Genomic DNA, 23,430 nt, shown 5'->3' with positions numbered 1-23,430 from the left:
TCGGCTGATAGTTGCGGCTTGTTGTGCGTTGTTGAGTGCTTCCTCGTGCCGTCCTAGTTCCGCTAGTTGGTTGGAGAGGTTGTCCAGAGATCCGGCTAGGTCAGGGAGGTAAACTGCGGGGTTTTGTTCGGACAGGGATCGGCTGATAGTTGCGGCTTGTTGTGCGTTGTTGAGTGCTTCCTCGTACCGTCCTAGTTCCGCTAGTTGGTTGGAGAGGTTGCCCAGTGATCGGGCTAGGTCAGGGAAGTAGGCTTCGGGGGTTTGCTCGGCTAGGGTCCGGCGGATGTTGACAGCTTCCTGGGCGGGTGCAAGGGCTTCTTCGTGCTGTCCTTCCTCCGACAGGCGGATAGCAAGGTTGTGCAGTGATCCGGCCAGGTCAGGCAAGAAAGTCTGTGGGTACCGTTCTGCGATCTCACGCAACGCGGATACACCCTCATAGCCAGCTTCCTGGACGTGTTCGACTAGGTGCACCCACAGGTAGAGGGGAATCACATCAGGAGAGTCTACGCCCGACTCATCCAGACTCGCTCGGGCAAGACCCGTTAGTTTCACCGCGATTTCCTTTTTCGGAGAGGAATTTTTGGTGGAAACCAACTCGCGGAGATACTCGATGAACTCCTGGTGGAATAGCCGATAGATGGGCTGTTGCCCATCACCGTCCTCGATGATGTACCTGCGGAACAGAGTGAGACATCCCTCCACGTCCGCACGCTCATATGTATGATCGGGATGAATCGTCGAGGCGATCGCACACCAGATGTCTGCAGGTAGACCCCTCCCCTTTCCCCAGGCAAGAGCCTCCAAAAGTTCGCGTGGTACCGGGTTATCGGACAGCGCTGAGATATCCGCCTCGAACACCTCCGCTACCGTTGCCGGCAAATCGTCCGTCCACTCGGCGGGTGCGCGGTGAGAGAGCCAGTCCGCCGTGATACGGGCGAACAGGAACCCGCCAGCGTTCTCATCAGCCGGAACCACCAAAGCGCTGGTGACAGCTCTGGCCTGTTCCTCGGTCGCCGTGTCGACTCGACTCAGCCGCCGAATGAGATACCTGCGGATGTCATCACTGGTCGACTGTTGTTCAGCCAGATCCACGCAGAGGAATGGGCGAGACGACACTGCCTGCTGGGTGAGCAGGTCTCGCAAGGGCCTGTAGACGCGCTGCGGTTGTCCGTCATCGCTGGTGGTTTGCACAGGAATGTGTATCGGGCGAGAGGAGAGAAGTAGCCGCACATCTTCTGACAACGGCTGCACCAGACCACGAACGAGGTCCTTGCCGGGATCGTCGGAGACAGCCTCGTCCAAGCCGTCGAGGATGACGACAGGAGCCGTGTTGCTCTGCGTCCTCTTGAGTGAGCTGAGGAAGTCGGTGGGGTTGTCCGGTGTGGGAAGCCCGAACGCCTTAGCTAGCTCCTTGGCGATCCCGGACGCGTCCAGACCGCGCAGATGCAGGGTCGTATGCACCGAACCGGCCCCAGGATCGGGGGACTCGCGATCCCACCCGGGGGTGTCCAGCACCTGTGTGCGGGTTTCGGGGTTGGACAGCGCCGCAATGTGCCCCACCACCGCAGACTTGCCGCTTCCGGCCGCACCGGTGACCAGGCACAGACCGGGTGCAGTACCGGTCATCCACTCGGTGATCTGCTCCAGTACTGCGCGGCGGCCGGTGAAGAACCACTCGTCGGCGTCGATGCTCCCGCCTGAGCGGGCGGCCTCGGCCAGGTGCGCGTCGATCAGGCGGGGGCGTGGAGGCCCACTCCAACGGGGGTTAAGGAACATGCGATCCGCTGTCCCCGCCGTGACGGGGATGGGTTTGTTGTTGGAAGAGCCGCGCCAGGCGCGGCCGACCGCTTCCAGTAAGTCGTTACCGGTGAGGAACTTGTTGTTCGGGGACCAGACCACGCTGTAACGGCCGTCCGACCCCGGTTCCAGGCCGTGTTCAAGCAGGTGGTTGATCGTGTTGATCAGCGCACCCGCACCCTCGGCCCGCTCTTGGGGCCAACAGCTGGCGATGTAGCCCAGCCACACATGAGGGGCCTCGGGACTCTGGGACGTCTCCTTCAGACGCTCCATCTCCTGGTTTATCTGGGCGGTGATCCCGTCACCGGAGTAGCACGTGTCGACAATGACCAGTCTCTGGTAAGGAATGGGGACGGTGCTCTCGGTCGCGTCGGTGCGCACGGTGAGGTACTCGGTGAGCGCGGCCAGAGGGATGTTGCGCGGTGCTCCTGTGGGGCCCGCGCCGGTGAGCACGAGCCGTGGCCCGCTGGCCGCGTGCCCCGACCACACGAGCACAGCGGGTCCGCGGTCGCGTTCACGGCGCCACCGGGTTGCCCACCGTTCACAGGCGTCCTGCACGGCGTCAGCGCTGGTGGGGTCGGCGATCACCGCGTCCGTGTAGCCCGAGCCGGAGAGCAGCCCAGCGAGTTTCTCCACCTGGGGGATCGCTGTGGGTAGTTCGTTGTACTCACTGGCCTCGTAGTTGCCCACCCCGAAGGCCAGAAGGGAGCCGGACAGCGTCTTGTCAGACATAGGTGTCCTTTCCATCGGTGACCAGCAGCAGGTGGGTGACGGCTGACCCGCGGTCGGATCGGAGGTGGGTCCGCACCCGGTAGGCGCTCGGGGCAAGGTTGTTGAAGGTGGCGCCGTAGCGGCCACCTCCCAGGTTGCGCAGCGAGCGCGGGGCGGCATCGTCCTCGTTGTCGCCCACCGGAGTGACCGTCGCGGCCACCCGCAGGTCGTCATCCTCGGCGGACACTTCCAAGGTGAACAGTTCACCGGGTGCCAGGACGTCGGGGGCGTCCACACTCAGGGTGTTGCGGCCCACTCCCCGGTAGTCCTTGTCCTTCGCGGTCAGACACGTCCAGATCTGGTCGCGCACCGACTGGCGGTTCTGCAGGGACCCGTGCTTGTCCACATGCCCGATCTCGGCTGCCTGAGACCCGGCGGGTCGGGCCGCGAACCTGGCCACGGTCCCATCGCCTTGAGGAATATCGCCGTCGATCTCGACGGAAGCGGTCAGCTTCTCCCCGTCCAGGCCTCCGGTAACCGTGGTGGGCTGGCGCTGGCCGACGACGGCATGGTGGGCGTACGGGGTGTTGTCGGTGCGCAGCTCCTCGTGTAGGCGGGCAGCGTCCAGCAGCAGATTTCGGTTCACCCCGGGCAGGTCGGTGGTGTGCGCGGCCACGCGTACGCCGTCTTGCAGGACGCACCTGTAGTCCGGGGTGAGCTGGTGTAGCGAGGGCAGCGAGCGTGCCACACCGGAAAGGTCAAAGCCCAGGACTGTCTTGCCGTTGACCAGGTTGGTGAGTGCGTCGAAGGACCCCCGGAACGGGGTGCCCAGAGTGATGACCGACCGGGTGGGCACCGGATCGGGTAGGTTGTTGATGCTGTACCGGGCGATCAGCCCGCCCATCGAGTGGCACAGGAACACTACCTGCGCCTCACGGTTGTGTGGATAGTGGGCGCGCCAGCGCTCCAGGGCCAGTTGGGCGGTGCGTTTGAGTTCTCGGGCGTTGTATCGGACCGACAGCCGCCAGTCATAGGGGAAGGCGACCAGGTTTCCGGGCTCCTCGCCCCTGGCGGGGGTGAGGGTGAACTCGCGCTGCAACCACGCGAACAGATTCTGGTAGCCGTCCACCGCCGCTCCGATGCCGGGCAGGATGTGCAGGTCCTGCATCAGCCCGGTGGCAGTGACCCCGTCGCCGGGGTGGTCGTCGCCGATGTCGTCGGGCAGGGCCAGCTTTCGCACCGATCTGCCGAACGTCGCGATCCCCCGCAGGAGCGCCGTCCCGGACAGGCCCCAGACTTCCGTGCCGTCCTTGTCTGCCAGGCGGCTGCCGGTGATACCGGGGACCACGATCACCACGTCATCGACTTGTTCGCGCTGCACGCGCTGTCCCTTCTGGGGTGGGAGAACCGTGCGCCATAGTTGGCTGCTGTACGGTTTCGCGATCTGAGTCTATGTTGAGCTTGTTCTGGCTGCCTGGTGAACCCGGCCGGTGATGTTGTTCTTACAGGGTGCTTCTTGCCTGTGTGTCACGCTCCTGGGGCGGAGCCTGACGAGAGATAGGAGACGGTGGTCGTAGCTACCTGCCACAGCGTGACGGTGATGGCACCTGCTCAGGAGGTGGCTTCCCACTTGCCGCGTGTGGTGGGGGCGCCGTCGAACAACAGCTCGGCTACCAACGCGGCCAGGATCGCGAGGGTTACCGCTGGTGCCCAGGTCCAGTCACCCCATCTGATTGTGGCGCGTGAAGGCCTGTGGGGTAAGGGTTTTTGGTAGAAACGGTCGGATACGGCCTATAGGACGGTTCGGTACCCGGGGGGCCAGGACACGCGTGTGGGGGCGGCTGCGGGGCGCTGGTGGGCGGACGCGGGGCCGTCCCCGGCCCGGACCCACAGGGTCACGGAAGGGCAAAATGCTCCGCGAGGTCCGCCCCCACCTGTACTGGACCTTGCACTGGGGAGCACACGAGGAGCATTTCAGGCCCGGATCCGAGCCTGCCACCTCGTCTGTTCGACTCGCACACCCCGTTTGACCTGGGGTTTTGTGGCGCACCCGGCAGGATTCGAACCTGCGGCCATCGGATTAGAAGTCCGGTGATCTGGTGCCGCCACGTGCCTTTTCGTGCCGTTTCATGTCACCCCATCCGATCGGCCGTGTCGTCTAGGGCCGTGTGGTGCCACCCAGTGTCGTGTCAGTACGGAACTGAAGAGCAAGAACGGAGCATGAACGGGCCGGTGGCGGCGTCCGATGGCACCTCGCGAGGTTCTCGAGTGGTCGTTGCGCTGTGATCGTGTTGCTCTTAGTGGCCGGACGCCATTCCTGCTGCTCAAAAGGAACATGAGACTTTAAACATGCTGGGAATGTCCGGATCCGGACAGTATGGATCTCAGTACCACTCCCGGTGAAGAACCCGCATGTCGTTCAACTTTGCACTAAATGATGTGCCTTGCGTCACTGTGGCGACGTTGGATCACTGCTGCTAACTTCCTGCCCGGTCCCAGGACAACCACCTGCCGCGTTCCGACGACGCGGCACCCCACGAGGTGATCCCCCGACCCTGGGCTGGAGCTCTGCCATGTCCCGCCGTGTGCGAGCAACCGGCACCGTCGTCACGGCGTCGTTGCTCCTCATGTCCGCTCTGTCCACCACGCCCGCCTCCGCGGCGGAGGAGCCCGATCCCGGGCCCTCTGTCTCCAACGCTGACCTGGTCGGTGAGCAGGAGGCGCTGGTCCTGGCCCAGGAAACCGGTGAACCGGTCGAGGTCACCGCGGCCACCACCGAGACCACCCGCCACCTGGCCAATCCCGACGGCAGCTTCACCATGGAGCAGAACGCCTATCCGGTTCGGGTGCGGAGCGAGGGCGGCTGGACTCCGGTCGACACCGACCTGGTCGTGGCATCCGACGGCAGGGTCCGGCCCAAGGCGGTCAGCGCCGACATCGCCTTCTCCGGGGGCGGGGACCAGGACCTGGCCAGCATCGGTCTGGGCTCCAACTCCGTCGAACTCGGCTGGCACGAGAACCTGCCCGCACCCACCCTGAACGGCTCCCAGGCCACCTACGCCGACGTCCTGCCCGACGTCGACCTCGTGCTCACCGCCGGAGCGGACGGATTCGGCCAGGTCCTGGTCGTCCACACCCCCGAAGCCGCGCAGCACGAGGATCTCGCCGCACTGGAGTTGGCCCTGGCCACCACGGGCGTGACCATGCGCGCCGCTGAGAACGGCACCCTCGAAGCCGTCGGCGACCAGGGGCAGGAGACGGTTTTCAGCGCGGTGGCCCCGGCCATGTGGGACTCCGCGGGTGTGGAGGAGACCGGTGAGGATCCCACGGTGATGGCTCCCGCCGGTGCCCGCACCGAACTGCTCGACGTCGACGTGAGTCCCGACGCCATCCGGTTGGTTCCCGACGCGGCCATGCTCGCCGACGGCCAGACCGAGTTCCCGGTCTACATCGACCCCTCGCTCGCGGTCAGCAGGGTGGGGCGCACCTACGTCAACCGCAACTACCCCAGCCAGTCCTACTGGAACTACGCCACCTCCCACGACCCCGGTGTCGGATACGAACCCAACGAGGGCAGCACCAAACGGGCCTTCTGGCGGTTCGGCATCGACTCGCGCACCCGTAACGCCGACATCGTCCGGGCCACCTTCCGTCCCCGGGTGACCCACGCCTACGGGTGCACCGACGCCCAGGTCGAGCTCTGGCGCACCAACGCCATCACCTCCTCCACCACCTGGAGCTCCCAGCCCTCCTGGAAGACCAAGCTCGACACCCAGACCATCAACGCCGGCCGCACCCACTGCCCCGACGGCCCCTCCCCGACCGTGGAGTTCGACGCCACCGACGGCTACGTGTGGAGCCGCGACGCCGGCCACAACACCACCACCCTGGGCCTGCGCGGCAACGAGACCCGCTCCTCCAGCAACTGGGACTGGCGGCGCTTCGAGTCCAACCCGACCCTGCAGGTCGACTACAACAACCCGCCCGAGGTCCCCACCGAGCTCTCCGACTCCCACGGCGGCACCTGCTCCACCGACCCCGACAACCCCCGGCTGATCAACGAGACCCAGCCGACCTTCACCGCCTACGTCCGCGACCGCGACTCCACCTCGGCCAACCGCCAGAAGGTCAAGACCCGGTTCGCCTGGTGGGTGGACGGCCAACGGCTCGGCGACGTGGACACGGCCTCCACCAACGTGGCCGTCTGGTCCTCCGGCTCTTACCAGTCGGTTCAGTCCGACGCCCTTCCCGAGGACGTGTTGATCGGCTACCGGGCCAACGCCCACGACGGCACCTCCTGGTCGGGCTGGTCCGAGTACTGCTACCTGACGGTCAGCACCTCGCGCCCGGAACAGGGCCCCGCAGTCGCCTCCACCGACTACCCCATCGGCGACGAGTTCCACGGCTCCCCGGGCCAACCGGGCGAGTTCACCTTCACCAACAACGGCGTGGCGGAGGCCTCCGCCTACTTCTACGCCCTCAACGACGACACCTGCTCCACCGAGATCACCCCCGCCACCCCGGGCGAGTCGGTGACCGTGACCCTCACCCCGCGCCTGGAGGGGCCCAACTGGATCTACGCCCGAACCGTGGACGCCTTCGGTAACTCCTCCGACTGCGTGTTGGCCTACTCCTTCCTCGTCGCACCACCCAGCGACCCGGTCGTCCACTTCCCCTTCGACGAGGGGCAGGGAGACCGAGCCACCGACGTTGCCAACACCGAACGCGGCGCCACCCTCTCGCAGGGCGTGGACTGGGTCAGGGGCAGGGTCGGCTCGGTGAGCAACCCCGACACCAACCCCGACACCAACCCCACCCCGCGCCTTGCGGGCACCGCGGTCCACACCAGCGGCTACACCGACGGCGACCCCGGCCCCTACGACGAGATCACCGCGGACGGACCCGCCGTCAACACCAGCGGAACCTTCTCCGTCTCCGCCTGGGTGAAACTCGACCGCGCCGACGCCCACCACACCGCCGTCGCCCAGGAAGGCACCCAACAGAGCGCCTTCCACCTCGGCTACCAGGGCAACACCGGCCAGTGGGTGTTCAAGATGTCCCCCGAGGACGAGTACTGGGACGGCTCCCGCGACTGGGCCTACGTCATGTCCACCGCACCGGCCGAGGTCGGCGCGTGGACCCACCTGCTGGGCACCCACGACGCCCAGACCGGACAGATCACCCTCTACGTCGACGGCGTCGAGCAGGGCACCGCCACGCACACCGGCCCCTGGAACGCCCAGGGCCCGCTCACCATGGGACGCGCCCTCTTCCAGGGCGACGGCAACTACTACTGGCCCGGCGCGATCGACGACGTCAAGGTGTGGGACCGCCTCGTGCTCAACGACACCGTCTCCGACACCGAGACCACCTCCGAGGCGTGGCGCCTGGCCAACCGGCCGGTGGCCGCCGAGGGCCGGTGGATGCTCGACGAGTGGGACGGCACGGCGGTGGCCGACTCCACCGACCACGGACTCGACGCCGTCCTCAACGCCGATCCGACCACCGCCTGGAACGTGGCCGAGAACGACGTCACGGCCTCCCCCGGTGTCCGGCTCAACGGACTGNCGGGGCGGGCGCCCCCGCCGTACGCACCGACCGCAGCTTCGCCGTCTCGACCTGGGTCCGACTGGACGAGACCGGCAGCGGACACAACACCACGGCCGTGAGCCAGGCCGGTCAGTTCCAGAGCGGATTCCACCTGGGCTACCAGGGTTCGCAGGGCGCGTGGGTGTTCAAGATGGCCCCCCACGACGACGCCCCCACCTCCGGCTCGGACGGATGGACCTACGCCTACTCCACCACCGCGGCCCGACTGGGGGAGTGGACCCACCTGACAGGCATCTACGACCACACCAGCGGAGAACTCGTGCTCTACGTCAACGGATTCGAGGAGTCCAGGGTGGCGGTCGACCACGCCTGGCACGCCGACGGCCCGCTGCGCATCGGCAGCGCACAACACTCCGGTTCCAACACCTACCACTGGACCGGAGACATCGACGACGTCCACGCCTACCGCGGAGCACTCAACGACCGCGACCTGAACCGTGTGTACGCCGGGGTGTTCCCCGACACCCAGAGTTGACCTTCCACCACCCTCCCACCACCCCAACCCCGTGACCGTCTCCCGCCCCACCGGGAGGGAGACAGGAGGACCGCTGTGACCCCCCGCCGCGACACGACCCGCCCCGGACCGATCCGCAGAGGTATCACCTACTCGATCTCCCTGGTGCTGATGGTCAGCCTGCTGAACGCCATCCCGGCATCGGCCATGGGCTACAATCCGCGCCCGGAAACGACGGATGTCCCCTCCGTGGAGGGGCGCGACCTGGTCGCCGAGGCGACGGAGCGCGACGACGCGGTGGCCGAGGCAGCCATGACCGCCCCGCGCGACGCCTCCTGGCCCGAGGCGTCGACCACCGACGTGGACCTCGGCGGCGAACAGGCACGCTCGTTCAGCGCACAGACGGACTCCCCGTTCTCGGTCACTGCCGTGACGGGAGAAGACCTGTCCGGGTGGCAGGTCCCCGAGCACTGGGCAGGCGCGAACACCGGACGGGAACACGAGGGCGAACCGGACACGCCGTCGGGGGAGAACGGCGCCCTGGACCAGCCGTCCGCCCCCGGCACCGACGACGAACCGGTCGAAGAGAACTCCTCCGAGGAAAGCACCGCCCCGGAAGAGGACAGCGACAGCGGATCCGGGGAAGCGGCTCCCGAGCCCGAACGCAGTCCTTTGCCCCCACGGGACGAACTACGCCGGGAACCCGTCGACGAGAACGCGCCCGAACCCACGGAGGGTGGGAACGGTTCCGGTGCCGTACTTGACCCCGAACCCGTGGAATCGGTCCGGATCGAGGTCCTGGACCAGGAGACCACGGAGGCGGCCGGGATCAACGGTCTGCTGCTCCGGGTCGCCCGCACCGACACCTCACCCACCGTCGCTCCGGTCGCCCTGGACATCGACTACACCGACTTCGCCGCCGCCTTCGGCGGTGACTACGCCTCCCGCCTCCAGATCACCGAACTCGACGACTGCGTTCTCGACGACTCCTGCGGCGACGGAGACACCGTCACCCTCGACTCCACCGAGGCCCTGGACAACGACGTCCAGCAGCAGACCCTCAGCGCGGTCGTGCCCGCCGCACCCGACCAGGGAGCCCTGTTCGCCGTGGCCGCCTCCGCCGCGGGGGGCAACGGCGACTACGGCGCCACCCAGCTGTCGGCCTCCTCCACCTGGAACGTCAACACCCACTCCGGTGACTTCTCCTGGTCCTACGGCCTGACCACCCCGCCCGCCCCCAGCCAACTGGCACCCTCCCTGGGCCTGAGCTACTCCTCCGGCGGGGTCGACGGACGCATCGCCACCTCCAACAACCAGACCTCCTGGATCGGCGACGGCTTCTCCTACGCCCCCGGGGCGATCGAACGCCGCTACGCCGCGTGCGCCGACTCCGGACACAAAACCGGTGACCTGTGCTGGAACACCGACAACGTCACCCTGTCCATGAGCGGACACTCCGGCGCCCTGGTCAAACACGACGACGGCACCTACCGGCTGACCAACGACGACGGCACCAAGGTCGAACGGCTCACCGGCGCCGACAACGGCGCCAACGACGGCGAGTACTGGAAGGTCACCACCCCCGACGGCACCCAGTACTTCTTCGGCCGCAACCGCCTGCCCGGCTGGGCCAGCGGAGACCCCGAGACCGCGTCGACACAGACCATGCCCGTCTACGCCGCAGAGTCCGGCCAACCCTGCTACGATCCCACCTTCGCCGACTCCTGGTGCCAACAGGCCTACAAGTGGAACCTCGACTACGTCGTCGACGTGCACGGCAACGTCATGACGTACTACTACGACGCCGAGACCAACCACTACGGCCGCAACCTCACCAACACCGCCACCCCCTACGTACGCGCGGCCAACATCAGCCGCATCGAGTACGGGCTGCGCAGCGACGACGTGTACGCCACCGCCCCGGCACGGGTGATCTTCTCCACCTCCGAACGCTGTCTGACCACCGACACCTTCGACTGCGCCGCGAGCGAGCGCACCTCCGGCAACGCCGAGCACTGGCCCGACGTGCCCCTGGACCTGGACTGCGACGCCGACTCCTCCTGCGCGGGACAGCACTCACCGACCTTCTGGTCCACCAAGAAGCTGGACACCGTCACCACCCAGATCCACCAAGGCGGAGAGTACGTCCCGGTCGACTCCTGGACCCTGGCGCACTCCTTCCCCGAAGCCGGAGACGGCACCGGGGCGACCCTGTGGCTGGACTCCATCGAACACACCGGGCACGTCGGCGGCACCGAGACCATGCCCAAGGTCTCCTTCGGCGGCACCCAGTTGCCCAACCGGGTGGACTCACCGCAGGACAACCTCGCTCCGATGCTGCGCTGGCGACTCACCGAGGTCTTCAGCGAGTCCGGCTCCCAGCTCGACATCACCTACTCCGAACCCGAGTGCGTCCACGGCCAGACACCCGAGCCGCACGACAACACCCAGCGCTGCTACCCCGTCAAGTGGACCCCCGAGGGCGGAGTGGAGCTGACCGACTGGTTCCACAAGTACGTCGTCACCGAGGTCAACGAACTCGACCTGGTCACCGACCAACCCACCCTGACCACCAGCTACGACTACGTGGGCACCCCGGCATGGAGGTACACCGAGGCCGACGGCATGGTCAAGGACAAGTACCGCACCTGGGCGGACTGGCGCGGCTACGACCGCGTCATCGTCCGCACCGGCCGGGAAGGCGACGTCCGAACCGAGACCGAGTACCTCTACTTCCAGGGCATGGACGGTAACCGGACATCCAGCGGCGGAACCAGGAACGCCACTGTCACCGACTCCCGCGGTGTCGAACACACCGACCACAAGGCACTCAGCGGCACTCTCCTCGAGACCATCGTCCGTAACGGGGAGGGCGGCCAGGAGCTCTCACGTGAGATCACCGTCCCATGGCTGAGAAAGACAGCGGAGGTCACCCACTCCTGGGGCAGCCAAACCGCGCACATGATCCAGACCGAACAGAAGGTCGCCTTCAACCGCAAGGCCGACGGGACCTGGTTTGAGACCCGTATCGACAACACCGTCAACGACGCGGGCGCCGTCACACGCGTACGCGATCACGGAGACGTGGCTGTCGACGGGGACGAGGAATGCGTCAACACCACCTACGTCAGCAATGACGACGCCTGGATCCTCAACCTCGTCTCGCGCAACGAGACCTTGGCCGTGGACTGTGAGCAGTCCCCCAATCGACCCGATGACGTCGTCACCGACGAGCGTGTCTCCTATGACGGCGGTGCCCACGGCACCACTCCCACGCGTGGACTTCCCACCCGCACCGAACGACTCGCCTCCTACACCGATGGTGAGCCCACCTACCAGATCATCCAGCAAGCCGCGTTCGACGACTTCGGCAACACCATCTCCGAGACCAACGCGGCCGACGGGGCGACCACCACCGACTACACCTACACCGCAGCGGGCCTGCCGGAATCGGTCACCGAGACCAACCCGCTCGGCCACACCACCACCACACACGTCGACCCCGCCCGGGGCCTGCCCGTGTCCGAGACCGACGCCAACGACCGGACCATCACCATGGCCTACGACCCCCTGGGCCGCCTCACCGGCGTGTGGCTGCCCGGCAGGGACCAGGCCGCAGGCGATACCCCGACCACGAGGTTCGAATACCACATCCGCCAAGACGCGCCCAGCTCGATCGTCACCCACAGCCTGCGCACACCGACCGAATACACCACGACCTACGAGATCTTCGACGGCTTCCTACGCCCCCGACAAACCCAGGTCCCCAGCCCCTGGGTGGACGGGGGACGGCTGATCACCGACACCGTCCACGACACCCGCGGCCAAGTCGTCAAGGTCACCGAGGCCTACCACAACGAACAGGATCCCAGCGACACCCTGTTCACCGCCGCCGACACTGCCACGATTCCCCAGCAGACCGAGACGATCTACGACGGGGCCGGGCGCGCCACCGACGTCCTGCACGTGGCCTTCGGCCAGGAGCGCTGGCGCACCAGCACCGAATATCACGGCGACCGCACCTTGGTCACCCCACCTGACGGGGGCGTGGCCACCACCTCCATCACCGATGCCCAGGGTCGACTGGTCGAAGCGCGCACCCACCACGGGCCCACACCCGAGGGTGCTTTCGACGCCATCACCTACACCTACGCCAAGAACGACGAACTCACCACGGTCACCGATCCCGAGGGAAACACCTGGACCAACACCTACGACCTGCTCGGTCGCCTGATCCAGACCGAGGACCCGATCTCGGGCACCGCCACGATGACCTATGACCAGCTCGACCAACTGGTGACCATCACGGACGCGCGCGGGGAGACCCTCGCCTACACCTACGACGCCTTGGGCCGCCAGACCGGACTGCACGACGACTCCCCCGAAGGCCCGCTGCGCGCCAAATGGGTCTACGACACCGAGGCCAAGGGGCACCTGACCTCCTCCACCCGGTACGTGGACGGCGCCGCCTACACCACCCGGGTGGTGAACTACGACACGTTCTACCGGCCCATCACCACCGAGATCCTCATCCCCTCCAGCGAACCCGGGATCTCGGGCCGGTACCGGTTCGGCACTCACTACAACCCCGACGGGTCGATCAATCACCAGACCATGCCCGCCGCTGGCGCACTTGGCCGGGAGCCGGTGGCCTACTCCTACAACGACCTTGGGCTACCGACCCAGATGTCGGGGATGACCGGGTACGTCACGGACACCCATTACAGCAAGCTGGGCGAGATCACCCAGCGCACGATGGACATCGACCACGGCGACACCTCCCCCACCTGGCTGACGCGCCACTACGACGCCACCACCGGACGCCTGGCCAAGACCAGCCTGGTGCCGCAGTTGGGGGTCTCCGGATCGCTGGTGAACCAGCACTACACCTACGACGACGCGGGCAACGTCCTCAACCTGCGCAACGAACCCACCGCCGCCCACCTGCAGTCGGACGTGCAGTGCTTCACCTACGACCACATGCGCCGCATGACCGACGTGTGGACTCCCAATACCACCGGGGAGCAGGCCTGCGACGCAGCCCCCTCAGCTGACTCCCTGGGCGGCCCGGCGCCCTACTGGCACTCCTACACCTACGACACCCTGGGTAACCGCACCACCGAGGTCCAACACGGTCCGAATGGCGACATCACCCGCACCTACACCCACGGTGACGCCTCGGGGCTGCGGCCGCAGATGCTGACCCAGGTGCAGGAGACCGGTCCCGGCGGCGACCGGTTGGAGCAGTACTCCTACGACGAGTCCGGCAACATGACCGGCCGCACCACCGCCTCCCGGGACCAGAGCCTGGAGTGGGACGCAGAGGGCAACCTGGTCCGGGTCACCGAGGAGGACGGAAGCCAGACCTCCTACGTCTACGACGCAGACGGCTCCCGGCTGATCCGCCACACCCCGGACGCGGCCACGCTGTACCTGCCGGGCATGGAGGTGCGCTTCGACAAGCAGACCCTGCTGGAGGAGGCCACCCGCTTCTACTCCTTCGCGGGCGAGACCGTGGCGGTCCGGGAGAACGACGGCACCCTGTCCTGGATCCACTCCGACCACCACGGCACCGGCCAGGTCGCGGTCAACGCGCGTACCGGTGAGGAGATCCACCAGTACAGGACAGTGTTCGGTACCGATCGAGGTGGTGAAGGGCAGTGGCCCTCCGAGCGTGGGTTCGTGGGCGGCACGATTGATGAATCGACCGGCCTGACCCAGTTGGGAGCGCGCGCCTACGACTCGAACCTGGGTCGGTTCATCTCGGTGGACCCGGTCATGGACGTGACCGACCACCAGCAGATGCACGGTTACACCTACGCCAACAACAACCCCGTCGCCTTCAGTGACCCGGACGGTCTGTTCCCCGGCGGTTCTTGGATCAAGAACCTGGTCCGATTCCACTTGCAGATCGTGCGCTACGCGTTCCAGCGCAAGTATGGGGTCGACATTGCGGCTCATCCGACGTGGCGGCGGACGATGAACTGGGCGAGATCATCTTCGGGTGGTTCCGGAGGGTCCGGCGGAGGGACCTATCAGAGTCAGCAAAATCAGGAGTATCTCGACGCTCAGAGGGAGAAAGAAGAAGCCAAGCAGAGGATGATTGACGCTGCGGCCGGTCTTGCGCAGGTCGCCGCGGACGAATTGGGAATCACCGCAGGGCTGGAGTGCTTTACTACGGGCGACCTCGGTGCATGTGGTGAGACCGCGCTGAACGTCGCGTCGATGTTCGTCGGGGGCGCTGTCGGGAAAATCGCAGTGAAGTACGGCCTCAGGTGGGATAAGGGTGCCGAACTAGCCGAGAGGCTCTATAACCTCGGCGATGAACTGTACGACGCCATTCGCGACTTCACTCGGTCGAGCCGAAGAGTCGATGAGATCTGCCCCGTAGGCGGGAACAGGAACAGTTTCGCCCCGGGCACAGGTGTGCTGATGGCCGATGGGTCGACCAAACCGATCGAGGACGTCGACGTCGGGGACCAGGTGGTGGCCACTGACCCTGAGACGGGTGAGCAGACGGCGCGGACGGTGTTGGCCACGATCGTGGGGTCGGGTGCCAAGACGCTGGTGGAGATCACGGTGGATCCGACCACCGAGCGCCTAGCGCCTGAGGGCGAGAACACGGACCCGGATGAGGATCGTCGCGGGGTTCCTGGTCCGACGGTGGTCGGGGACGGGGTGATCGCAACCGACGAGCACCCGTTCTGGGTGCCTGATCTGGAGTCGTGGGTCGATGCGATCGACCTGGCTCCGGGGATGTGGCTGCAGACCTCGGCGGGCACGTGGGTGCAGGTGTCCGCAGTTGGGGTTTGGACGCAGGCGGCGACGGTCCATAACCTGACCGTCCAGGGCGTCCACACGTTCCACGTGACCGCAGGGGACCTGGACCTCCTCAACCACAACTGCAACCCCCGTGTTTACCGGTCTCCCAACAACGGGAACAGGGACCTTGAATCTGATGGTTTGAACCCTGCTCTACACCAGGAAGGGGGGCGTCTCGCTTTTGTTGGTGACAGGGATGTTGTCAGAGACCACTATGCAGGCCGCCCCCAGTGGGAGGAGGGGTACTATGAGTATGAGATGCACCCTGATTTTGACTCGGAATTCCTTGTTCACAGGAGGCGCCACCTTGAGGGTGGTGGAAATGAGTGGGCGATCCCTGTCAATAAAATTCCACGATTTAATGAGCTCATAGTTGATCAGAATTGGGTGAATTATCATAATGGCTATGAGTGGTAGTGGTGATGTGGGTATTTCGAAGGTTGGCTGTGGGGAGACTTTTAATCCGACCTCGCTTATCTGAAGTACGAGAGGTGGGTGGATGATCTTCTGGTGTGCCGGTCGCGGTTCTAGAATTCTCATGCAATGGCGGTGGTGTCCTGTGGTCGGTGCCTGGTGTGATCGGAAGGTTCTCCTAGATCGGTTCGGACACCGCGTCCGGAGATGAGTAGACCAGGGAGAGGCCGTCGTTGCAGGGGGTGGTTTCATGGATGAAGGGTTGGATCATGGGGATGCTCGAGCCTTCTTGGAAAGGATTCGCATCGGTGGCCTCTGTAGCGGAGTCGTTGCCGAAGTAACTCGCTCCCACGACGTAGTGGTTACCCTGGATGGATTTCCTGAGTATCCACTGGGTATAGTCAGACGGTTGGACCTGTCCTGGAGTCCATCTCCACCTGTGGATCCGGAGATTGGTCAACGGATCACGGCTGAGGTAATTGCAGTTGATCGGGATAACACTCGGGTTCATCTGTCGATGGCTGCCACGGAGAATCCGGAACTCTGGGATTTCCTCAAGCGGCTTCGCCCCGGTGAGATCATTTCCGGAAGGATTGCGTCAATTGAATCGTTCGGTGTTTTCGTGGCGTTGGACGACAGTCCCGACCACCCGGTCTGCCCCGGAGTTGGGTTCATCACATTCTCCGAGTTATCCTGGCGACACTTCGAGACGGGAACGGACATTGTGCATGTTGGTCAGCGTGTCTCGTGTAAATTCCTTGGCTTTCACGCGTCGAACGGAGAAGCCAGGCTCTCGTTGCGAGCGATGCAACCCGACCCCTTTCAGGCGTTCGCTGACAGTGTGGAGAAGGGGCAGGTTCTGTATGGGCGCGTCACAAAACTGGTACCTTTCGGCGTCTTTGTGCAGGTGGCCGACGGGGTTGAGGGCTTGGTCCACTTGAGAGAGCTCACAGAAATGCCACTGGAAGCTCCGGAGGGCGTAGTCCAGGTCGGTGAGGAGGTCATGGTTGTTGTCATCGAAGTCGATCGAGAGCGACGCAGGCTGGCCCTTTCTCGGCGACTGGCCCCGTCAGGCATTTGTTGACTCCTGAGGTGTTACCGAACACGGTTCGTGCGTGAGTTTTGGGTGTGTGCCGGGATCGCCTCCCGTCACTCCCGTGAACCGGGCAGGCGTCGATCTTGACCTGTAGTCACGGGTTGACGTTGAGGCGGGTGATCCTGGCGGTGGTCAGCATTGTGCCGCCGGATGTGGCGGGAGACGGCGCGCTCCATCTGAACTGGGGGTTTGTGGCCCACCTGGCAGGAGAACCTGCGGCCATCGGATGAGAAGCGGCTCCGGGGAGTTCCGGAAAGCGGCTGGATGTGCAATGCTGGGTTCTGCTCCAAGCGGTTCGGGCTGTACCCGGACTGACACGGGCCAACGGTAACGCGGCGGGTACGTAACTCAGCCGACACGCCTCTTCAGTCTTTCCCCTTCTACGGGCGTGCTCGCGGACGCCTGTGTGGCCTACACAGAGGATACTCGTGTACATCGAACGATTCGTTGCCCACCACACTCCGACCAAAGCGCGGATCTTCGCGCTTACCATCGACAGCAATCGCGGACTCCAAGCCGTCACCACCCTGTCTGGTGCCCAGACCCAGCTCACAGAGGATCTGGTGGATGCTCTTAACCTCCGCCTGTTCGAAGGGCGGGAAGATGACATGAACGGCGTGCTGGAACGGCTCCCCGAACCGGTGCAGACTGCTGCCCGTCGCTTCTTCCACGACGCTGGCAAGCCCGACCCCCATCGCTATACCGACATGGGACCCATTAGCGTCGTCCGCCACCTCTACTTCACCGACAATCCCGAGGAACTGGTCGAGTTCCTCGACGCGGCCTACATGATGGGGTTCGGGGTCCGTGTCTCGAACGAAGTCCAAAGCGACGGAGACATTGGCTGGAGCTTCGAGATGCGTTCGGAAGAAGTGTTCGTCCCAGCCAGTGCTGAACCGCGCAGTTGGCCGCTGCCGGAGGACATGCAGGCCATCAGGACGTGGACCTCGCGGGAACCCACCGGCGGACATCCCGCCCGTGCGGCGTTCGCCATCGCCCACGAGGCATCTCAGCATGGTAGGTACGTTCGCATCCACACGTTCGCCCACGGAAGCAGCGACGACCCAGAGGACACGCTTACCTCGGAATTTGCCGTCGATGTGTTCGATGCTCCGATTCCTCCCTCTGAGGAAGAGGAATAAGACCAAGTGCTATGGCCGTATAGGTTCGTCGGGGCCTTGCGATCTGCGGGCATGTGAGTGTGCTGGTTCTCCTTGGTTCCGACTGGTCGCACGGCTATCAACCTTCTTTCGGCACGAAATCAACTTGCTGTCGCCCCGCCAGGCAGGCAAGGTCTGAATCATGCTTGAACTGCGCACTGTGGAACCGGGCGAGTGGTCCCTCTGGCGGGAGTTGCGACTGTCGGCTCTTGCTGAAGCGCCCTATGCGTTCGGATCGACACTGGCGGAATGGCAGGGCTCCGGCGATCGGGAGGAACGCTGGCGTGCCCGTCTGTCGATTCCCGGTGCACACGATCTCGTCGCGCTCCTCGACGGCCGTCCGGTGGGCATGGCCAGTGGAGTTCCAGGCGAGGCGGACAGCGTCGAGTTGATCTCGATGTGGGTCACCCCAGCCGCTCGGGGTCGAGGCGTGGGTGACCACCTGATCTGGGCGGTGGAGCGGTGGGGGCAACGGCGCGGCGCCCGGACGCTGCGCCTGTCCGTGCTGCCGAACAACGACAGGGCGGCCGCGCTCTACGAGCGACACGGCTTCGCGGACACCGGTGAACTCGGTGACCTCCTGCCCGACAGTGTTCGTAGGGAAAGGGTGATGGCAAAGAGCCTGGCCACTGTTTGATCTCCACTACCGGTAGGTGGACCAGCGGGTGGTGGTGTCGCTCTGTTGGAGGGTGTCGAGGCGGTGGCGCCATTGGGTGCGCAGGCTGGGGTTGGTGTTCAGGACCGGTAGGACGCTGGTGACGAGCCTGAGTTCGCGGAGTTGGCGCAGGACGGGAAACCCGGACCAGGTGAGGACGTCGAAGCCGTACTCGGCCGCGAGCGGGCTGTGGTGGTCGGTGGTGTAGTCCATGCGGACCTTGCCCACGGCGGTGGGGATCAGGTCCCATTCGCGGGGGCCGTGGCTGAGGCTGTCGAAGTCGCAGATCACCGGACCGTTGGGGCCGGGGATGAGGTTGCCCATGAACGGGTCTCCGTGGAGCACCCCGGCGGGGAGTTCGAACTCCAGGTCCTGGGCCAGGAGCTCCAGGCGGTCGGTGCGCTCGGAGAGGAAGACCCGATCGGTCTCGGTCAGCCCTTCGGCATCCTCGATGCGGCTGCGGATGCGCGCGAACGGCTCCCACGACGGCAGCGCGAAACCCGGGGCGGGCAGGGCGTGGATGCAGCGGAGGATACGGCCCAGGTCGGTGCCTGTCGGTTCGGGTCCGGTGGAGGGCACCAGGTGCCAGAAGGTCGCCGTGGTTCCACCGATCCGCACTGGCTGGGGGATGTCCTCGACCAACCGCACCGTCGGGGCGTCGTGCTGGGCGAGCCACCGGGCTGCCTGGATGACGACGGGGACGCGTTCGGCCACGGTCGCCGATCCGGCGATGCGCACCACCAGCCCCGCGCTGGGGAGGCGGTAGACGGCGTTGTTGGTGAACTTGATCAGTTCGGCGTCATCAGCCGCCTTGGCGCCCAGCCCGGCCTCCTCGCACAGGGCTGCGAGGACGTCATGAACGCGGTCGCGGGTGAGGGCGAAGCGGGGGCTGGTGGAGGGAGCGGGAGTGATGCTCATGATGTGCGAAGAGTAGCAATCTCGTCGGCGAGTTCGGCGGTCTCGCCCCGGGTTCGGTAGGCCAGGGCGGCGTGGTGGAGTGGGGCGAGCCGGTCGATGACACGTGCTGACCGGACCTGCCGAGCCAGGTCGACGGCTTGGCGGCCGATGTGGACGCCCTGCTCGGGGTCGCCGTTGCGTATGTGGGCGGTGGCCAGGGCGGTCAGCTCGAAGGCCTGGCTACGGCCCATGTCCGGGCTGCGGGCGTCCACAGCCCGGTACAGGTGCTCGGTCGTGGTCGTGTACGTGCGGGACGAAGGGGTGGGGAGTGCGGCGTTGACGACCCCGGACATGGCGTCCAGGTCGGCTTCGTGGAAGAACCGCACCCACGGGGTGGTGTCCGCATCGGCGCGGGCGAAGGCGTCGTGCGCACGGGCGAGGGAGTCCATCGAGCGCTTGTGGTCATCGAGGACGGCATAGGCCCAGGCGGCATTGGCGCACATGAGCGCGACGGTGCGCTCGCATCCGGAGTCCTGGGCGGCGATTTGCCCCAGCTGTAGGAACCGCAGGGCCTGGAGGGTGTGGCCGCGGTGCAGGTGCAGGCGTCCCATCCGGTAGAGCACATTGGCCACCAGCGAGGGTTCCTCGATGTATCGGGCCTGCTCCAGCGCCAGGGACAGGTGCTCGGCGGCGACCCTGTAACGGCCGACGTCGAAGCTCGCCCACCCGGCGAGGTTGTGCAGATCGGCGACGGCCCGGTAGAGCTGGAGGCCGACCTGGTTCCCGGGTTTGGCCGCGCGCAGCAGCCGGTGGGCGTAGGCCAGGTGCGCCATGATCGCGTCCAGGCACGCTCCACCGCCGAGCTGGTAGTCGGCGGCCCGCAGCGCCTTGGTGACCGTCTCGACGTGCTCCACGTCAGATCCCGTCACCCTCCGGACGGGCAGGGCCGCCTCAGGGATGTTCGGACCGCGCCACCTGTGCGGATCGATCTCCGCCGCGCCCATGGTGACCTGGGCGGCGTGCGCCAAGAGCCGGGTGCTCTCAACGCTCTCCCGTTGCGTGCGAGTGGCCGTCACCCGAGGAGCCCCGAGGCCGTCGAGGAAACGGCGCAGCTTCACGACGTCCTTCAACTCGCGCTTGTGCGATTCGAGCTGGGACACCATCGACTGGGACAGCCCGGTCAACCGCCCGAGGGCCTCCTGAGACAGGTCGGTGCGCGAACGCAGAAGACGGACCAGCGAGCCCGCGTCGAGGCACCCAGCGGCCTCCTGCGCCTCAGCTGTCTCCCAGAACCCCTTGGGTATACACAAACACCTTTTCTTCACATCAGCGACAGATACCCTCTGCCTGCCGCAATTCATGCATATCGCCACCACGGATCCCTTGAAAGAGGAAATGTTCCACCCATGAAACCGGGCTTCCCACCTGCCTCGCCAGCCCTGCTCCCAAAAGCATCACCACCGTAATAACGATCATCACCCCTGCTCATGGGAACCGAAGGCGCGCCAACCCGAAACTGAGAACTCGTCAACGACCTGGAACTGACGCACAAGGCACGGTGACCAGGAACGAGAGGACGGTGATGGGACATGGCCGCACTGGTGGAACAGGCGAAGAACACGGAGACCGACACCGGAAACCGAGAAGTTCCCCCGCTGCCCAAGCGCGCCACCGCACCTTCGGACCGCGCCCCGGTCCTGCTGGAGCCCAACGACGAGTTCACGGGCCCCGCGATGACCGTTCCCGGTGAACCCGCCTACGCCAAGGTCATGCGCCGTCGCCTGCGGGCACTGGCGTCTCTCCCCGACTGGGAGCTCCGCCCGATCGAACTGCTCGCCTCGGAGCTGTTCAACAACTGCATCCGCCACACCCGATCGGGCGATCCGGGCGGCGAGATCACCATCAGCGTCTTCAAACTGGAGGGCCGGACCCAGGTGCGCATCACCGACGCCGGCCCCCGCGACGGGGAGATCACCGTGCCCCACCTGCGACCCCTCGACCCCGACGACGAGAGCGGGCGCGGACTGCACCTGGTCGCGACGGGCGCGAACCGGTGGGGCACCATCCACCACGACGAGGGTCGTACCAGCGTCTGGTTCGAGGTGGACCGCATCGAACGAAACCCTGCCCGGCCCTCCGACCACACCGAGCGGTGATCACGGTGGCTTGGGACGTCAGGGACGACCACGACCAGTACACGGTCGCTCGCCAGCTCCAACTGCGGCACCGGAGCCGCTGGCTCGTGATGTGGGGACCGGGCTCGCGAGCCTTCTTCGCCTTCTACCGGGGCCGCGCCCACATCGCCCCGCTGTCCGCGCCCACCGGCCAGGAACTACACCACCAGATCCTGCACGTCGAGACGGACCTCGCCATGACGGCACCCGCTGACCGTTCCCACCCGGAACCCGCATGCTCCCGGACTCCCAGAACATCCACCCACCACCACGTCCTACGGCCGCCGACATGAGCACACCCCTCACCGACTCCCGCGCCTCCTGCCGCGACCTGCCCGACCCCGACCGCCTGTTCGGCAACACCCTCCAGCAACGCCGCGCCCGACACATCTGCGCTCCCTGCCCCATTCGCACGGCGTGCCTGGCCGAAGCGCTGGAACTGCGGATCGACTCCGGCCTGTGGGGCGGCATGACGGCCCGCGAACGTCGAGCACTGCGCCTGGACAACCCCCAGGTGGACGACTGGCGCGCGCACCTGGCCCCGCTGCGACCCACCACCCACGTACGAGAGGAACCGGCCCGATGACACCCCTGAACAGTGACAACACCTCAGCATCCCCGGAGGCCCTCACCCCCGCCGAGGTCGCCGCCCTCTTCCGTGTGGACAGCCAGACCGTGACGCGCTGGGCCAAGGAGGGACGGATCTCCAGCTTCCGCACTCCAGGCGGCCACCGCCGCTACCTCAGGAGCGAGGTCGCCGCCCTGTGGACCGAACACCTCACACCCGCCAACTGACCACGCGTCCCCCGACGAGATCACCGCCCAACCGGGCGAGACACCACCAGCGCCGACGAACCGGCGCGGCGGCACAACCCCCAGCCCACCCGTGCCGCCGCGCCCCCACTCCACGACCACACGACAACCGACAACGACACCTCGACGAACGGAGCCCCCTGTGCCCCACACCCCCCGCGACACCCAGCCCTTCGCGGGAACCCGCGACCGGTTCGGCCCCGAACTGCGTCAGCGCGACTACGCCCAGTCCGTCCTGGCCCAGTACGCCCACACCCGCGGATACGACCGCCTCGAAGTCCCCGCCCTGGAACGCAAGGCATCCTTCAGCCGCCAGGTCGTCGGCGCCTCGCCGTGGCCCGAGTGGAACCCCAAGGGCGTCTTCGAACTCGACGTCCCCGACTACGGGCCCGGCCATACCCACACCCACCAGAACACCCCCGCCGTGCTGATCCCCGAGGGCACGGTCTCCGTCGCCCGCTGGCTCGCCTCGGTCCTGCCTACCCAGACCCTGCCGCTGAAGGTCTTCTACGACCTGCCGTGCTGGCGCAACGAAGCGGTCGACACCCTGTCTCCGGGCAAGGCACGCGAGTTCCGCCAGTTCGGCGTCGAGATCCTCGGAGTCGCGTCCGCGGCGGCCGACGCCGAGATCATCACCTTCATCGACGGTGCACTCCGCGCGCTCGGCACACCCGAGAACGCGGTCCGCGTCCGGATCAGCGACGTGGGCGTCTTCCGCGCCCTGGCCGAACACAGTGGCTTCGACGAAACCACCACGGTCGCCGTCAAGGAGTGCCTCGACGCCCTCGCCGAATGCCGAGCGGGCAAGGCCCCGGACCGCGCCTCCG

Annotated in this window: 13 protein-coding genes, 1 tRNA gene and 1 pseudogene; 10 read left to right on the top strand and 5 right to left on the bottom strand. The window is 66.1% G+C overall.

Going from position 1 to position 23,430, the window contains the following annotated elements; all coding sequences use genetic code 11:
• The 3 genes from D471_RS0123930 to D471_RS39695 all read right to left on the bottom strand — a co-directional run.
• On the bottom strand, positions 1 to 2,529 hold a 2,529-nt coding region (locus D471_RS0123930), incomplete at its 3' end, for a tetratricopeptide repeat protein (RefSeq protein ID WP_017600958.1).
• Positions 2,522 to 3,889 (bottom strand): esterase/lipase family protein, encoded by a 1,368-nt coding sequence (locus D471_RS0123925; protein ID WP_017600957.1) that lies wholly within the window; start codon positions 3,887 to 3,889, stop codon positions 2,522 to 2,524. The genes D471_RS0123925 and D471_RS0123930, both read right to left, overlap by 8 nt.
• Positions 3,890 to 4,550: 661 nt before the next feature.
• Positions 4,551 to 4,621, bottom strand: a tRNA-Ser gene (locus D471_RS39695).
• Positions 4,622 to 5,081: 460 nt separating this feature from the next.
• On the opposite strand from D471_RS39695, the pseudogene D471_RS35880 reads away from it, so the two are divergent.
• The 5 genes and pseudogenes from D471_RS35880 to D471_RS0123895 all read left to right on the top strand — a co-directional run bounded on the left by D471_RS35880 (position 5,082) and on the right by D471_RS0123895 (position 18,701).
• Positions 5,082 to 8,593, top strand: a pseudogene (locus D471_RS35880) (LamG-like jellyroll fold domain-containing protein).
• Positions 8,594 to 8,668: 75 nt separating this feature from the next.
• Positions 8,669 to 15,811 carry an RHS repeat-associated core domain-containing protein gene (locus D471_RS35875; RefSeq protein WP_241479697.1) on the top strand — a complete coding sequence of 2,381 codons (7,143 nt, stop codon included), beginning with the start codon at positions 8,669 to 8,671 and terminating at the stop codon, positions 15,809 to 15,811.
• Between the two features lie 406 nt (positions 15,812 to 16,217).
• Positions 16,218 to 16,892 (top strand): S1 RNA-binding domain-containing protein, encoded by a 675-nt coding sequence (locus D471_RS0123905; RefSeq protein WP_241479696.1) that lies wholly within the window; start codon positions 16,218 to 16,220, stop codon positions 16,890 to 16,892.
• 440 nt (positions 16,893 to 17,332) lie between these two features.
• Positions 17,333 to 18,046, top strand: a complete 714-nt coding sequence (locus D471_RS0123900) for a hypothetical protein (RefSeq protein WP_017600953.1) — start codon at positions 17,333 to 17,335, stop codon at positions 18,044 to 18,046.
• A gap of 160 nt (positions 18,047 to 18,206) precedes the next feature.
• Positions 18,207 to 18,701 carry a GNAT family N-acetyltransferase gene (locus D471_RS0123895; RefSeq protein WP_017600952.1) on the top strand — a complete coding sequence of 165 codons (495 nt, stop codon included), beginning with the start codon at positions 18,207 to 18,209 and terminating at the stop codon, positions 18,699 to 18,701.
• Between the two features lie 6 nt (positions 18,702 to 18,707).
• On the opposite strand, the gene D471_RS0123890 is transcribed toward D471_RS0123895, so the two are convergent.
• Both D471_RS0123890 and D471_RS0123885 read right to left on the bottom strand, forming a co-directional pair.
• Positions 18,708 to 19,637, bottom strand: coding sequence for a phosphotransferase (locus D471_RS0123890; protein WP_017600951.1), 930 nt, complete (start codon positions 19,635 to 19,637; stop codon positions 18,708 to 18,710).
• Positions 19,634 to 20,926: a helix-turn-helix domain-containing protein gene (locus tag D471_RS0123885; protein ID WP_161630116.1), complete on the bottom strand. Its 1,293-nt coding sequence runs from the start codon at positions 20,924 to 20,926 to the stop codon at positions 19,634 to 19,636. The genes D471_RS0123890 and D471_RS0123885 overlap by 4 nt, the downstream gene beginning before the upstream one ends.
• 279 nt (positions 20,927 to 21,205) lie before the next feature.
• Between D471_RS0123885 and D471_RS35870 the strand changes: the two genes are divergently transcribed.
• The 5 genes from D471_RS35870 to D471_RS0123860 all read left to right on the top strand — a co-directional run.
• Entirely contained in the window at positions 21,206 to 21,772 is a 567-nt protein-coding gene (locus D471_RS35870; RefSeq protein WP_017600949.1) for an ATP-binding protein, read from the top strand.
• 5 nt (positions 21,773 to 21,777) lie between these two features.
• On the top strand, positions 21,778 to 22,083 hold the full coding sequence (locus D471_RS38675) for a hypothetical protein (protein ID WP_152486417.1): 306 nt from the start codon (positions 21,778 to 21,780) through the stop codon (positions 22,081 to 22,083).
• Complete coding sequence (locus D471_RS35860) at positions 22,080 to 22,376, top strand: WhiB family transcriptional regulator (protein ID WP_017600947.1); 297 nt, start codon at positions 22,080 to 22,082, stop codon at positions 22,374 to 22,376. The genes D471_RS38675 and D471_RS35860 overlap by 4 nt, the downstream gene beginning before the upstream one ends.
• On the top strand, positions 22,373 to 22,585 hold the full coding sequence (locus D471_RS35855; protein WP_017600946.1) for a BldC family transcriptional regulator: 213 nt from the start codon (positions 22,373 to 22,375) through the stop codon (positions 22,583 to 22,585). Before D471_RS35860 ends, D471_RS35855 begins: the two co-directional genes overlap by 4 nt.
• Positions 22,586 to 22,745: 160 nt before the next feature.
• A partial coding sequence (locus D471_RS0123860; protein WP_017600945.1) for an ATP phosphoribosyltransferase regulatory subunit occupies positions 22,746 to 23,430 on the top strand: 685 nt, incomplete at its 3' end.

Origin of the sequence: Nocardiopsis lucentensis DSM 44048, from assembly GCF_000341125.1 — a bacterium.
GTDB classification, from domain to species: Bacteria; Actinomycetota; Actinomycetes; order Streptosporangiales; family Streptosporangiaceae; genus Nocardiopsis; species Nocardiopsis lucentensis.
The sequence above is the reverse complement of the archived record's forward strand: the minus strand, read 5'-3'. Positions and strand labels throughout refer to the sequence as shown.